This is a genomic window from Bacillus methanolicus, from assembly GCF_028888695.1.
In the GTDB taxonomy this organism is placed as follows: Bacteria; Bacillota; Bacilli; order Bacillales; family Cytobacillaceae; genus Bacillus_Z; species Bacillus_Z methanolicus_B.
Genome location: NZ_PNFF01000001.1, coordinates 1,748,936 through 1,763,129, shown reverse-complemented (window position 1 = coordinate 1,763,129; position 14,194 = coordinate 1,748,936). Strand labels below are relative to the sequence as shown.

Genomic DNA, 14,194 nt, shown 5'->3' with positions numbered 1-14,194 from the left:
GAACCAGGTGGCAGCACTCAGCTCTAATTTGCTATATACGGCATTTATTCTTTATTTAGTCGCTATCGTGTTTTTCGCCGGCTCTATTAAAGATAAAAAAACTGTTGAAAAGGGTACAAACCGCTGGGCGAAAATCGGCCTCGGGATAACGATGATCGGCTTTCTTTCCCAATTAGGATATTTTATAACAAGATGGATTGCGGCGGGGCACGCTCCTGTCAGCAATCTGTTCGAGTTTACAACCTTTTTTGGGATGTGCCTTGTACTCGCATTTATCGTTATTTATTTCATTTATAAAACGTCTCTTTTTGGCGTATTTACACTTCCTGTGGCAGTATTGATTATTGCCTATGCAAGCATGTTTCCAAGGGATATTTCTCCGTTGATTCCCGCGCTGCAAAGCGACTGGCTTCATATTCATGTGACGACTGCTGCGCTCGGAGAAGCAATTCTGGCAATAAGTTTTGCAGCAGGGTTGATCTATTTAGTTAAGTCAGTTGATCAGTCCAAAGGAAGCAAGAGGACGTTTTGGCTGGAAGCCGTTATGTTTGGATTAATCGTAACACTTGGATTTGTTGCAGTATCGACTGCTTTTTCGATTGCAGATTATAAAGCTACTTTTCATTGGATCGATAAAAATGGCAAGGAAACAACAATCGATTATACAATGCCTGCAATTACCGGACCGAACGAAGGTGAACTTGTCACAAAGGGCAAATTTGAACCGATTGTTGAAATGCCTGCAATTATTAACGCAAAAAAATTAAACACAGTGATTTGGTCGTTTGGAGCGGGAATTGTCTTATATGGTTTGCTCCGCTTAATTCTGCGGCGGCGGATTGCAGCCGCTTTACAGCCGCTCGTTAAAAATGTGAATTTGGACCTCGTTGATGAAATCGGCTACCGTTCTGTGCTGATCGGATTTCCGGTGTTTACACTCGGTGCCTTGATATTTGCGATGATTTGGGCGCAAATAGCTTGGACAAGATTTTGGGGCTGGGATCCGAAAGAAGTTTGGGCACTTATTACATGGTTGTTTTATGCAGCATTTCTGCATCTTCGCCTTTCAAAAGGCTGGCACGGTGAAAAGTCCGCATGGCTTGCTGTAATCGGGTTTGTCATCATTATGTTTAATCTTATCGCAGTTAACCTTGTTATTGCCGGGCTGCATTCTTACGCAGGCACTTAACGGCAATTCGCTGTTAGAAAGCCTTCACATTCACCGGGGTGGGGGCTTTTTGCCATATTATAATGATACTTATAAAACAAGTTACAAGGGGGATATAGCTATGGAAAAAGATGTTAAGATTTTAGTGGTTGATGATGAGGAAAGAATCAGACGTCTTCTGAAAATGTATTTGGAGAGGGAAAACTATATCATTGAGGAAGCTGAAGACGGCAATGAAGCATTGGCGAAAGCACTCGGATATGATTATGATCTAATCATTCTTGACCTGATGCTGCCGGGAAAAGACGGGATTGAAGTATGCAAGGAGTTAAGGGAGAAAAAAGCGACACCTGTTATCATGTTAACGGCAAAAGGAGAAGAAGTGAACAGGGTTCAGGGCTTTGAAGTTGGTACAGACGACTATATTGTAAAGCCTTTCAGCCCTCGTGAAGTGGTGCTCAGGGTTAAAGCATTGCTGCGCAGATCTTCTAATACAAGCTACTTGAAAACAGACACGACGACAAAAGATATTATCGTATTCCCACATTTAACGATAGATAACGATGCACACCGTGTTCTTGCTGACGGAAAAGAAGTCAACTTGACACCAAAGGAATATGAGTTATTACACTTCCTGGCTAAATCACCTGATAAAGTATTTGACAGGGAACAGCTTTTAAAAGAAGTATGGCACTATGAGTTTTTCGGAGACTTAAGAACAGTAGACACGCACGTAAAAAGATTGCGTGAAAAATTGAATAAAGAATCAGAACATGCTGCGAAGATGATTGTTACAGTCTGGGGAGTAGGCTATAAGTTCGAGGTTGTCAATGAATGATGTTTTTGAGGAGTGTAGTAGGTAAGCTATGGATCACCATTATTTTGCTTGTTTCAATTGTTTTATTTATTCTGACCGTTATGCTTCTTGGTTATTTTGAAAACTATCATATTGAAGAAACTGAAAAAGGATTAACGAAGACAGCAAATAGAATTTCCCAAGTTCTTGAAGAACATGATCCTGAAGAATTCGAATTAAGCCTTGAAATCTCCTGGGAAATGATTGATGAAGTGACCAAGGCAGTGGTCGTAAGAGATAAAGACCATGCCTATTTTTCGCCTAATACTGAATCCGGAAAGCATTTGCCGCTGAATGTTTTCTTGAATGATAAAAACTTATCACCGGTTTTTCAAGGAAAAGAATTCGTCAAGAGCATCTATTCACCACCGAAGAAAGGCAAAGACAATGATGAAGAGACGCAAATTTTAATTATCGGTGTTCCGCTTCAGTTCGATAGTGAAAAAGGAGCTGTCTTTATATACCAGTCTCTTGAGGTTATGCAAGAGACCACCCGTACAACGACAAAATTTATTATTCTTGCGGCGGGAGTTGCGATTGTCTTAACAACTGTTTTTGCATTTTTCCTCATAACAAGAATTACTTCCCCTTTGAGAAAGATGAGGGAAGCGGCTTTTGAGGTGGCGCGCGGAAAATTTGATACAAAAGTACCGATCCTGACCCATGATGAAATTGGTGAACTTGCGACCGCATTTAACCAGATGGGCAGACAGTTAAAGTTTAATATGAATGCATTAAGCCAAGAAAAAGAACAGTTAGCCAGCATTTTAAGCAGTATGGCAGACGGAGTTATTACCTTTAATCGCGACGGTACGATCTTAATCACTAATCCGCCGGCAGAGCGTTTTTTGCAAAATTGGTATTTTGAACAAGATGGAACCCATTCGAATAATGAGGCAGTTCCGTCCGAGGTAATGGAGTTATTCCAATTGGCGGTTAATACTGAAAAAGAGCAGGTTGGAGAAATTTCGATCCAGGGACGCTTCTGGGTTATTATTGTGAGTCCGCTTTATAACAATAAGTATATTCGCGGCGCTGTAGCAGTTATCAGGGATATGACAGAAGAGCGTAAACTTGATAAACTCAGAAATGATTTTATTGCCAATGTTTCACACGAATTAAGGACTCCAATTTCGATGATGCAAGGGTATAGTGAAGCCATCGTTGATGACATGGCAAGTACGGATGAAGAGAAAAAAGAAATGGCGAAAGTCATCTATGATGAATCATTGCGTATGGGTCGCCTTGTTAATGAATTATTGGATCTTGCCAGAATGGAAGCAGGCCATTTCCAACTTACGATAGAAGAAGTAGTAATTGAGCCGTATATTCAAAGAGTCATTAAGAAGTTTCAAGGTTTGGCGAAAGAAAAGAATATTCATTTAAGTTTCAAATTGAACAACAAACAAACAACATATCGTTTTGATCCCGACCGAATCGAACAAGTCTTAACAAATATAATTGATAATGCGATTAGGCATACCCCTGAAAAAGGATCTGTAACAGTTACAGTGAATACAGATGAACAGGGTCTGCACGTTGAAGTAAGTGATTCAGGCTCTGGTATTCCGGAAGAAGACTTGCCGTTTGTGTTCGAGCGTTTTTATAAAGCGGATAAAGCGAGAACACGAGGATCCGGTACAGGACTCGGACTTTCGATCGCAAAACATATAATCAATGCTCATAAAGGCCATATATCTGTTCGAAGCAAACTTGGCCACGGTACGACATTTTCCTTTTTGATTCCTCGAAATATCGAGTAATTTCTTGTTTTGTGCCGATTAGTCTTGATCCACGGGAAACATTGCTGTGATTTTTTATCAGCCTCTGTCAGTATGGCAGGGGTTGTTTTTTATTCCTTAAAAAATTTTGAGGAAAGAATTACCTTTAGGCTCTTTCATTTTCACTTGAAAAAGTCTATATTTATAGATGTAACTTTTTATATATAGATATCGACTATTATTTCAAACGGGGAGGAGAATGGATGGACTCCGTTTTTGAAGAACTTTATTCCAAATATCATCAGGATGTTTTTCAATTTTTATATTATATGGTAAAAAATCGTGAACTAGCTGAAGATCTCGTTCAGGAGGTTTATATAAGAGTACTAAAGTCATATAAACGGTTTGAAGGGAAAAGCAGTGAAAAAACATGGCTTTTTTCTATCGCCAGAAATGTAGCGATTGATTTTTTTCGAAAACAAAAGGGATGGAAACAGCGATTAATAGAGAAATTTGATTGGTCAACACAGCAAGTAAAAGACGAACATCCAATACCTGAAGAAATTGCATTACAGAATGAAGAAATCCGAACTCTATATGATTGTCTCGATAAATGTTCAGTTGATCAGAAAATGGTCATTGTTTTGCGCTATCTTCATGAGTTATCCATAGCGGAAACAGCTGAAGCTTTAGGCTGGACTGAAAGCAAAGTAAAAACGACTCAGCACAGGGCATTAAAAGTATTGAAGAAAGAAATGGAACAATTATCCAAAAAGGAGGTGGAAATTTGTGAAAAAGTCAGTGTGGACCGATAAAGAACTCGAAGAATTACTTCTGCAGCTGCCGAAAATATCCGATAATCGTGATCCGCGCGACATCTATCAAAATATTGCCCTGAAGACAAAAAAGAGAAAAAGACAGATTTGGATAATGCCCAGTCTTGCTGCTGCAGCCGCCGTGGTTCTATTTATTATTCTTTCTCCTAACTTAATAAATTGGCAGGAGCCGCCAGAACAAAAAATAAGCCTGAATTCAGCCACTTCAAAAGAAAACATGGAAATGGTCCGAAATGATAATACTGCAGCTATTGAGGACAACAATAAAGATGTTTCTATACAAGAAGAAAATCCTGTAAATTTTGAAGACGGTTCGAATAATCAATCCAGCGAAAAAACTTTGGCGGATGATGTTGAACGAACTGCAGTATATAAGGAAGATTTACAAGGAAAAGAGCTGCTGACTTATGCGATTCCGGACGCAAATGGCCAAAATATTGTTCCGGTCAGTGTTCTTGTTCAAAAAGAAGACAATAAATCTTGGTTTGATCAATTTAAGGAAACAATGGCCGATCTGAAAGAAGAAGAATGGGGCCTTAGTGAATATTACCCTTTGCATGCAGATCTCGCTTATGACTCTCTGAAAAAGGTTTTAAATATCGATGTTCCCCGAGATCATCAATATGGTTTCGGTTCAGCAAATGAAATTATGTTTAAGAGTTCCCTTTTAGGCTCTTTTGCTGACGGTGATAAAGTAGATAAGATCACCTTCACAACCGAGAATGAAAAGGGAATTGTTTTAGGAAACGATGAAATTACAGAGCTTGTTGTAGAAAAATCAAACAGTTCTGCACATGGTTATTTGTTTTTATACCCGGCCAAAGGAAAAAAACCTTTCATTGTTCCTACACCGGATGAATATAAAACCATTCATGAAGCGTTTGTGGCAATGAGAAAAGAATTTGCAACACATCAGCTTAAACCTTCAATTTCAGAAGGATTGCAATTCGAAAAAGTGGTACCTAATAATAATGGCATTTTATCTATTTTTCTTACTAAATCCTCTAATGTAAATGATTTACAGGAAATGGTGTATTCCATTGAAGCGATTTTGCTGACGGCAAAAAATTTTGGTTTTAAAGCTGTCAAGGTTGAAAATCCTCCTGTTAAAAATATAGGACAGTTTGATTTTTCAAAAGAACTTCAAGTTCCGGTCGCGGCAAATAAACTCTCGATTGAATAACAATAGGCTTACCCTCAGGTAAGTCTTTATTTTTTGTTTAGGAAATTATAAATTTCATACGTTGTGTATAACTTTGAATGAAGTTTGTCGTAATCTGGCTCCACAAGGAACGCTACGGAAGCGATACTTCGCACGAAGAAAAGCGTTAGCTTTTCGAGGAGCGCCCAGCCCCTCGAGGTCACAAGCCAAATCACTCCAGAGTCTATCGACTCTTGCGTGATTCGTCTTGTGCTTGTCGGGGCTAAGCGGGGTGCTTCCGCCTTTTGTTCTTGCATAAAATTGATGGAATGCTCCAAATACTAACAAAAGTGCTTTGTGCGAGTACTCCCAATATGACAATCGTTCTAACAGAGTACAAGCTGTCATATTGTATTTGGGAGAGTACATTTGTTAGGAGGAAAAAAATGCTGGATTACATAAAAAGGTTTTTAATTGCAGGAATAGTCGCTTTTTTTGTAAGCTTATTATTTCTGGGAGGAAAACAAGCCCAAGCGGATACACTGGAAGCTGGAGCGATGACATCCCAGTGGTTATGGCCTGCTGAAGGAACGGTAACAGATCTATTTGGAACGAGACAAGGTTTACATAAAGGAATTGATATCGCAGGAGAATATGGATCGCCAATTTTTTCTGTAGATGAAGGAACTGTTGTAAAATCATATTTTTCAGAATCGTATGGGCATGTTGTATTCATTAAGCATCCTAATCAATACGAAACAGTTTATGCTCATTTGAAGAAAAGAAATGTGGCAGAAGGACAAAAAGTGAATCAGGAACAGATGATTGGAGAAATGGGAAATACAGGAGATTCATCTGGAATTCATCTTCATTTTGAAGTACACAAAAACAAATGGACTTTTGAAAAAGAAAATGCGATAAATCCCGAACTGGCTCTCGGAAAAATGAATATTGGCCAGGCTGTACAAGTAGTATTAGCCAACAATGATTCAAATAAAGTGGCCGAAGCAGCAGTCAAGCTGAAAGAAGAGAATGATCGGAATAAAGTGAATGAGGAAAAATAAAGAGAATTTCCATATCGAATTTCAGAAATTTTGATCATCTACTTTCTTTTTTTTACTATAAATCTTGCTGCTTATGCTTTTTAAAAGTATAATGAGTAAAAAAAATCGGGAGAGGAATCAGAACATATGCTGACGGATTATCACAATCATTTGGAAAGAGGAACGCTTACCCTCGACTATTTAAAAAAATTTACTGATGCGGCGAAAGAAAAGGGCATCGAACATTTCGGCATTTCCGAACACGCCTACCATTTTTATCAAACAGCTGATATTTTACAAAATCCTTGGGTAAATGAACGCAGATATTATGATATGGAAGATTATGTGAAGTTATTCCATCAAGCGTGGAACGAGGGCATTGATGTAAAAATGTCGATTGAAATGGATTATACGCCCGGAAAACATTCGGAAATGGAAAGGTTTATAAAACAATACGAGTTTGATTATGTGATCGGTTCCATTCATTGGATTGATGATTTTGGAATTGACCTTGCAGAGTACAGAACGGAATGGGATAAAAGGGATTTGTATGATATTTATGAAAAATATTTTGATCAAGTAGTTACACTCGCTCAATCGAATTTGTTTGATATTATTGGGCATCTCGACCTTGTTAAAATTTTTAAATATGTTCCGGAAAATGAAGAGTTCTTGCTGGAACAATATGATAGAGCGACGACCGCATTGGCTGACTCGAAGACTTGTGTGGAAATCAGTACAGCCGGTCTCAGAAAGCCGGTCGGGGAGCTGTATCCGGATCCCAGATTATTAAAGATGTGTTTTCAAAAAGGAATTCCAATTGTTTTATCTTCTGATGCCCATGTTCCTGAGCATGTTGGCGCAGATTTTGATCAAGCTGTTCGTTTGGCGAAAGAAACGGGCTATCAGACAATCATGACTTTTTCAAAAGGAGAAAGAAAAGAATATCCATTAGGGTAACAATAGCGAGGGGCTGACTCAAAGCATATGAGTCAGCCCCATTTATTGAATAGCTTATTAATTAAAGTATGATTGGATTAATGGATACGATATCATCCAGTTCCTGCAACAATTTAACCTTCTCATCATCAAGCGGTTTGTCACAAGATAAGATCATAATCGCTTCCCCACCGGCCTCTTTTCGGCCGACCTGCATCGTTGCAATATTAATATGATGGTCACCAAGAATTTTTCCGACCCGCCCGATTACACCCGGTCTGTCTATATGCTGAATATAGAGAAGATTTCCATCAGGGAAAAAGTCTATATTAAAATCATTGATATATACAATTCTTGGCCCATAATTCTCAATAAAGGTTGCTCTTATTGTATAATCACGTACATCGCCTTTAATTGTGACAGAAATACAATTCGAATAACCGAATGTATTCGAAGATATTTTTTCTCCGACTGTAACTCCACGTTCCTTTGCTGTAAGCATGGCATTCACTTCATTCACATTTGCATCAATCCTGTTTTCAAAAAACCCTGAAAGTAATGCTTTTGTTAAGTAGGAAGTTTCAAGATCGACAACTGAACCTGAATAAGTAACAGAAATTTCATTGACGCCTTCTTTGACGCATTGAGACAGCATCGATCCTATCTGTTTTGCTAAATGATGGAACGGCCGTATTTTTTCATATATATCTTTTGACATAGCCGGCAGATTAATTGAGTTTAAAACTGGTTTGTCTTCAAAAAACATCTTGACTTCTTTCGCAACTTGGGTTGCAACATTTAGCTGTGCTTCTTTTGTTGAAGCACCAAGATGCGGAGTAACAATCACATTGTCAAATTTAAATAAAGGATTTTCCCCTGGCGGCTCTGTTTCAAAGACGTCTAGAGCAGCACCGGCAACATGCCCGTTTGCAATAAACTTGGCAAGTGCCTTTTCGTCAATAATGCCTCCTCTGGCACAGTTCAGGAGATAAACACCTTTCTTTGTTTTGCTTAATGTTTGTTCATTTATAAGCCCTTTTGTTTTAGGAGTTAAAGGTGTATGCACGGTGATGATATCAGCATTCATTAATACATCATCGAGTGAACCTGCTATTATTCCCATTTGTTGTGCGCGTTCTTTTGTTAAAAATGGATCAAATACATGAACGGTCATGCCAAAAGCTTTTGCCCGTTTGGCAATTTCTGAACCAATCCTGCCCAAGCCGACAATGCCAAGTGTTTTACCATATAGCTCAGTGCCGACAAACGCATTCCTTTTCCATTCCAAATTTTTAACCGATTGATGAGCCTGTGGGATATTCCTCATCAATGACGCCATCATCGCAAAAGTATGCTCAGCAGCTGAAATCGTATTCCCGTCAGGAGCATTCACCACAATGATTCCCCGTTTTGTAGCAGCCTGGACATCAATATTGTCAACTCCTACACCTGCACGGGCAATGATCTTTAATGACGGCATTTTTTCCATCAGTTCTTCGTCTACTTTAGTAGCACTTCGTACTAATAGAGCCTCAACTTTGTCGAGAGGAACTTCCGGATCGTCCACTTTTTTCTGAATGATTTCGGCATCTTTCATTTCAAGCAATGGCGCTAGTCCTTCCTCACTGATCGAGTCTGATACTAAAATATAGTGCATTTCCATACCACCTGTCTATGTTTTGAAGAACAATTTTCTGCTATTTTACAAGACGAACATTTATCTGTCAATTTAAAATATTGTTCCGTTTTATATTGTAAACTTTTTAAAGTTTGAATGGACAATATTTATCACTTTTTTGAAATTTTTTTGAACTATCCAGAACTTAATGATTTCATTATTTAAAGAAAGAATGTTCGGTTTTTAATGCAATCCGAATTTTTAAGTTACAATACTTCCAAAAAATAATTTTTCTCAGTATAATAAGTTTTGAAAAATAATATGATCTATCTTCGGGGCAGGGTGAAATTCCCGACCGGCGGTGATGAGACATTCTCTAAGCCCGCGAGCCTAATCGATATGATTTAGGCAGGATTTGGTGAGATTCCAAAGCCGACAGTATAGTCTGGATGGGAGAAGATGGAGGTTCTGCGGACGTTCAAAAAATATAGGAATTTTGAACGTTTATTAAGTGTGCCTTCCAAAACTCCCTTAAGAGATTTCTTAAGGGAGTTTTCATTTTTAACGGGCTGCACTTAATGCTGAACCTTTCTTCCTTCAATGAGATGGATCTCAAAAGGAGAGAGGAACATGAAAAAATTAAACACGAAGACTCTAGTTACGGTGGGAATGCTCAGTACGATTGCATATGTATTGATGCTGTTGAATTTTCCGATTCCGCCATTTCCAAGTTTCTTATTGATCGATTTCAGTGATATACCTGCACTGATAGCTGCACTTGTATTTGGACCGGCTGCCGGGATACTTGTTGAATTAATAAAAAATATTCTGGATTATTTGATGAAAGGGAGCCCAACAGGCGTACCTGTAGGACATATTGCGAATTTTGCGGCCGGAATCATCTTTATCTTGCCGACCTGGTTTGTCTATAACAAACTTAAAACGAAAAAAGGCATGACTATTGCTTTGGTGACCGGAACTTTTGTAATGGCTGTCCTTATGAGTATTTTAAATTATTTTTTCATTTTGCCGGCCTATACATTTTTCTTAAACGCACCTGCAATGTCTGCTCCTGAAACGAGACAATTGATTGTAACGGCGATACTGCCATTCAATATTGTAAAAGGCTTACTTTTGTCAATCGTCTTTATGCTGATCTTCTCGCGCCTGCAATCGTGGATCGGCAAGCAAAAAGTTTATGAAAGTGCATAATAATACCACAGGGCAGCTTATTAAGACCAACAAAGTGTGCACCTAATAAGTTGTTCTTTGTACCCAAAAAGGATACCGGATTATAGGTGATCGAATGGTATAACAGATGATTGAGGGAGAATAGTCTTGATTCTCCCTTTTTTTATTGTTTAGGAAATTATAAATTTCATACGTTGTGTATAACTTTGAATGAAGTTTCGTAATCTGGCTCCACAAGGAACGCTACGGAAGCGATACTTCGCACGAAGAAAAGCGTTAGCTTTTCGAGGAGCGCCCAGCCCCTCGAGGTCACAAGCCAAATCACTCCAGAGTCTATCGACTCTTGCGTGATTCGTCTTGTGCTTGTCGGGGCTAAGCGGGGCGCTTCCGCTTTTTGTTCTTAGTTCATTCGGACAAATCCTTTGTTATTTGACCGAAATCTTACACAAGACAGAAGTACACAAAGTAAACCATGAAAAATTCTGGCAATAAAGATAGTTTCCATGAAAAATAAAAACCCCTTCTAAAAGAAGGGGTGCCAGTAACTTAACGATAAAGTTTTATCAAATTCTTATTCGAATTTTGTTGGGTCGCCATCGAATGGTTCGTCTGCAACTTTAATGGAATCAGTTGGACAGCCTTCGAAAGCATCCATCATATCATCGATCAAAACATCAGGAATTTCTACGATGCCTTGGTTATCATCAAGAGTTACATATGCAATGCCGTCGTCATCATAATCATAAATATCCGGCGCTGCAGCTCCACATGCACCACATGCGATACATGTTTCTTTGTCAACAATTGTATATTTTGCCATGAAAAAAAACCTCCCAGTTAAATAAACGAGTTATTCTATCGTCATCCATCTAAAATAATGGAGCCGTATTCCACAACCCTATTGTAAAACTGTGTAAAGAACTTTTCAATAGAAAATCTATTGAGAATGCTTATCATAACAAGGCTTTTTCATTTATACCTTTCTTGATAAAACATTAATCATATTCATGTTAAAATAAATGAACAGGAAAAGGATCAAATAAATTTTCTTACATTATTAATTATTACCAACAAAATGAGGAAAAGTCATGAAACATAAATTTTGTAAGGATAGGTGATGAAATGACGGCCACCTACCTGGAATTAATCATTTTATATTGCTTAAAAAAAATTAACGGAGAGAGAACCATTTATTCAATTTATCATCTCTTGAAAGGGAAAAAATCATCCCAGACGATACAGGATACCCACTTGTTTCAGCTTCATCCATTCTTTCAAGCTTTTCCATCTATTACAAGGATTGAGATTGAAGAAAAGGTTGGAAAATTTGAAAGAGATGGCTGGATTGAAAAAATGAATGACCAATATTTTTTTTTAACGGAAAAAGGAAGAGATATGCTTGATGAAGAATTTCGAAGAAAACCCGTCCCCGAATTTTTAAACGGGTGGAAATATCACAATGTCACGGAACTGTTTTGGGAGCGCCTGTCCCTTTTTATTCAAGTATGCTCGAACTTAATCAATCGCAAGCCGGATTTTGTTCCCGTCCATAAGAAAAAAGAAACTCTTGTCTGGCTGAAGAATTTTTTAGCGAAACAAGAAAAAGATCGATTCCACCTTTCTGAACAGCTTTACAAGGAGTTAACAGATTGTTTCGAAGCAAATCATCAAATCGACCCTGCCATCCTTGTCATAAGGTTCACCGGTTATAACAGAATTGGGCTAACGGAAAACCAAGCAGCTGAAAAACTGGGAATGGAACAGACATATTACCGCGTATCTTTCCTAAACCTTCTTCACTATATGATTGAAACGATTACAAAAAGACCTGCCAGGTTTCCGCTATTACACTTCATTATACCGGAGGCAGGCAAATTCGTACCGCTTACCAATTCGGCAAAAAAGACATATGAGCTTCTTAATTCCGGCATGCCGATGGAAAAAATAGCGCGAGTAAGAAATTTAAAAAAGAGCACGATTGAGGACCATATTGTGGAAATTGCTTTAAATATGAAAGATTTTGATATCAGTCCTTATGTAGATCAGTCAACTCAAAAAAACATTTTAGAAGCTTCTGGAAAAGTTTCATCAAAACAGTTGAAGCACATCCGTGCACATGTGGAAAATGCCAGTTATTTTGAAATTCGATTAGTCCTTGCGAAATATGGTGATCAACAATGAAACTAAATGAATTACTTATGAAATATTTTCATTTCAACTCCTTTAAACGGGGGCAAAAGGAGACGATTGCCTCTGTTTTAGAAGGAAAAGATACTTTGGCAATGCTCCCGACAGGTACCGGCAAATCATTATGTTATCAGCTTCCCGCTTATATTTTGCCTGGACAAGTAGTCATCGTCTCACCTTTATTATCGCTTATGCAGGACCAGGTTGAGCAAATAATGAGGCGGGGGGAAAAGCATGTTGTTGCTCTGAATTCATTTCTCTCACCGCTTGAAAGGAGAGACGTCCTTTCCGGTCTGGAAAAATATAAATATATCTTTGTTTCCCCTGAAATGTTGAATATGGATTATATTGTTAAACGATTACAAATGATCGATATATCATTATTTGTTGTGGATGAGGCCCACTGCATTTCTCAATGGGGATATGACTTCAGACCGGATTATCTTACACTTGGAGAAATAAGGGAAAAATTAGGGAATCCATTAACTCTAGCTTTAACAGCCACTGCAACAAAAGAAGTCAGAAAGGATATTAAAGATTCCTTGCGTATACAAATTTGCAATGAATTCATCTATTCCGTTGACCGTCCAAATATCGCTTTGGCGGTTGAAAAAGTCGAAGATCACAAAGAAAAGAATGAACGTGTATTAGAGATTGCAAGGGAATTTCAAGGCCCGGGAATCATTTATTTTTCATCGAAAAAAATGGCTGAACAGATGGTTTCTTTCTTAAAGGAGAAAAATATCGGGAATATTGCGGCTTATCATGGAGGCATGGACCAAGAGAATCGGATCTTGATTCAGCAGCAATTTATTCATAATCAACTTGATATCATTTGTGCTACAAGCGCCTTTGGCATGGGGATCAACAAAGAAAATATCCGATTTATTATCCATTATCATATGCCGCTCCAGCTTGAATCCTATCTTCAGGAAATTGGCCGCGCGGGACGTGATGGAAAAGAGAGCATTGCGGTTCTGCTATATTCCCCGGGAGATGAACAACTTGCATTTCAACTGGCAGAAGGCGAATTGCCGGAAGAAATCCAAATCAATAGCCTGCTTTCCTGGTTGAAATCAAACCCGGACAATCGTTCAAATTTTGCTGAATATGAGAATGAAATCAGCATGGTTTGCGGGTTTAACGAAATTCAGTGGCGTATCGTTCATCACTTTTTAGAGCGGATCGATTTTTCCGAGAATGGATGGGAAACTGAATTTACTCATTTTAAAAGATTTATAGCAGACCGCGGTTCGATGAAAAGGAAAAAAATTTGGGAAATGAGAAATTGGATCGAGGCGGATACGTGCCGGAGAGACTTGATATTAAAATATTTTAGTGAAACATCGACAATGAAAGTAGATCATTGCTGTGATATTTGCGGAATTCATTACAATCAATTTTTTAAGCTGGACAAAGAAAAATCTCTTGCAAATTCTTCTTTTGACTGGAAAAATTATTTAGCAGAGATTCTTATAAAATAAGTGAGCGAAT

Annotated in this window: 12 protein-coding genes and 1 riboswitch; of the genes, 10 read left to right on the top strand and 2 right to left on the bottom strand. The window is 38.3% G+C overall.

The genetic code is table 11. From position 1 onward, the window contains the following. The first annotated feature begins 7 nt into the window (after nt 1–7). The 7 genes from ccsB to C0966_RS08810 all read left to right on the top strand — a co-directional run bounded on the left by ccsB (nt 8) and on the right by C0966_RS08810 (nt 7,725). Complete coding sequence (gene ccsB, locus C0966_RS08840; protein WP_274854993.1) at nt 8–1,189, top strand: c-type cytochrome biogenesis protein CcsB; 1,182 nt, start codon at nt 8–10, stop codon at nt 1,187–1,189. A gap of 100 nt (nt 1,190–1,289) precedes the next feature. Beyond that, nucleotides 1,290–2,006, top strand: a complete 717-nt coding sequence (locus C0966_RS08835) for a response regulator (protein WP_274854992.1) — start codon at nt 1,290–1,292, stop codon at nt 2,004–2,006. Beyond that, nucleotides 2,003–3,787 carry an ATP-binding protein gene (locus C0966_RS08830; protein WP_274854991.1) on the top strand — a complete coding sequence of 595 codons (1,785 nt, stop codon included), beginning with the start codon at nt 2,003–2,005 and terminating at the stop codon, nt 3,785–3,787. Before C0966_RS08835 ends, C0966_RS08830 begins: the two co-directional genes overlap by 4 nt. A gap of 221 nt (nt 3,788–4,008) precedes the next feature. Beyond that, the gene (gene sigX / locus C0966_RS08825) at nt 4,009–4,560 is read left to right on the top strand and encodes an RNA polymerase sigma factor SigX (protein WP_274854990.1); all 552 of its coding nucleotides are present in this window, start codon (nt 4,009–4,011) and stop codon (nt 4,558–4,560) included. Continuing rightward, entirely contained in the window at nt 4,535–5,764 is a 1,230-nt protein-coding gene (locus C0966_RS08820) for a negative regulator of sigma-X activity (protein ID WP_274854989.1), read from the top strand. The genes sigX and C0966_RS08820 overlap by 26 nt, the downstream gene beginning before the upstream one ends. Nucleotides 5,765–6,168: 404 nt before the next feature. Beyond that, entirely contained in the window at nt 6,169–6,786 is a 618-nt protein-coding gene (locus C0966_RS08815; protein WP_274854988.1) for a M23 family metallopeptidase, read from the top strand. Between the two features lie 126 nt (nt 6,787–6,912). Next, complete coding sequence (locus C0966_RS08810) at nt 6,913–7,725, top strand: histidinol-phosphatase (RefSeq protein ID WP_274854986.1); 813 nt, start codon at nt 6,913–6,915, stop codon at nt 7,723–7,725. Between the two features lie 61 nt (nt 7,726–7,786). On the opposite strand, the gene serA is transcribed toward C0966_RS08810, so the two are convergent. Further along, a complete protein-coding gene (serA, locus tag C0966_RS08805; protein ID WP_274854985.1) occupies nt 7,787–9,361 on the bottom strand; it encodes a phosphoglycerate dehydrogenase in 1,575 nt (524 codons plus the stop codon). 285 nt (nt 9,362–9,646) lie between these two features. Then, nucleotides 9,647–9,787, top strand: a riboswitch (FMN riboswitch). Between the two features lie 165 nt (nt 9,788–9,952). Between serA and C0966_RS08800 the strand changes: the two genes are divergently transcribed. After that, nucleotides 9,953–10,534, top strand: a complete 582-nt coding sequence (locus C0966_RS08800; RefSeq protein ID WP_274854984.1) for an ECF transporter S component — start codon at nt 9,953–9,955, stop codon at nt 10,532–10,534. A gap of 550 nt (nt 10,535–11,084) precedes the next feature. On the opposite strand, the gene C0966_RS08795 is transcribed toward C0966_RS08800, so the two are convergent. Further along, the gene (locus tag C0966_RS08795) at nt 11,085–11,333 is read right to left on the bottom strand and encodes a ferredoxin (RefSeq protein ID WP_004435351.1); all 249 of its coding nucleotides are present in this window, start codon (nt 11,331–11,333) and stop codon (nt 11,085–11,087) included. A 302-nt stretch (nt 11,334–11,635) separates the two neighbouring features. Between C0966_RS08795 and C0966_RS08790 the strand changes: the two genes are divergently transcribed. After that, the gene (locus tag C0966_RS08790; protein WP_274854982.1) at nt 11,636–12,694 is read left to right on the top strand and encodes a helix-turn-helix domain-containing protein; all 1,059 of its coding nucleotides are present in this window, start codon (nt 11,636–11,638) and stop codon (nt 12,692–12,694) included. Continuing rightward, a complete protein-coding gene (locus C0966_RS08785; protein WP_274854981.1) occupies nt 12,691–14,184 on the top strand; it encodes a RecQ family ATP-dependent DNA helicase in 1,494 nt (497 codons plus the stop codon). The genes C0966_RS08790 and C0966_RS08785 overlap by 4 nt, the downstream gene beginning before the upstream one ends. Nucleotides 14,185–14,194: the final 10 nt, after the last annotated feature.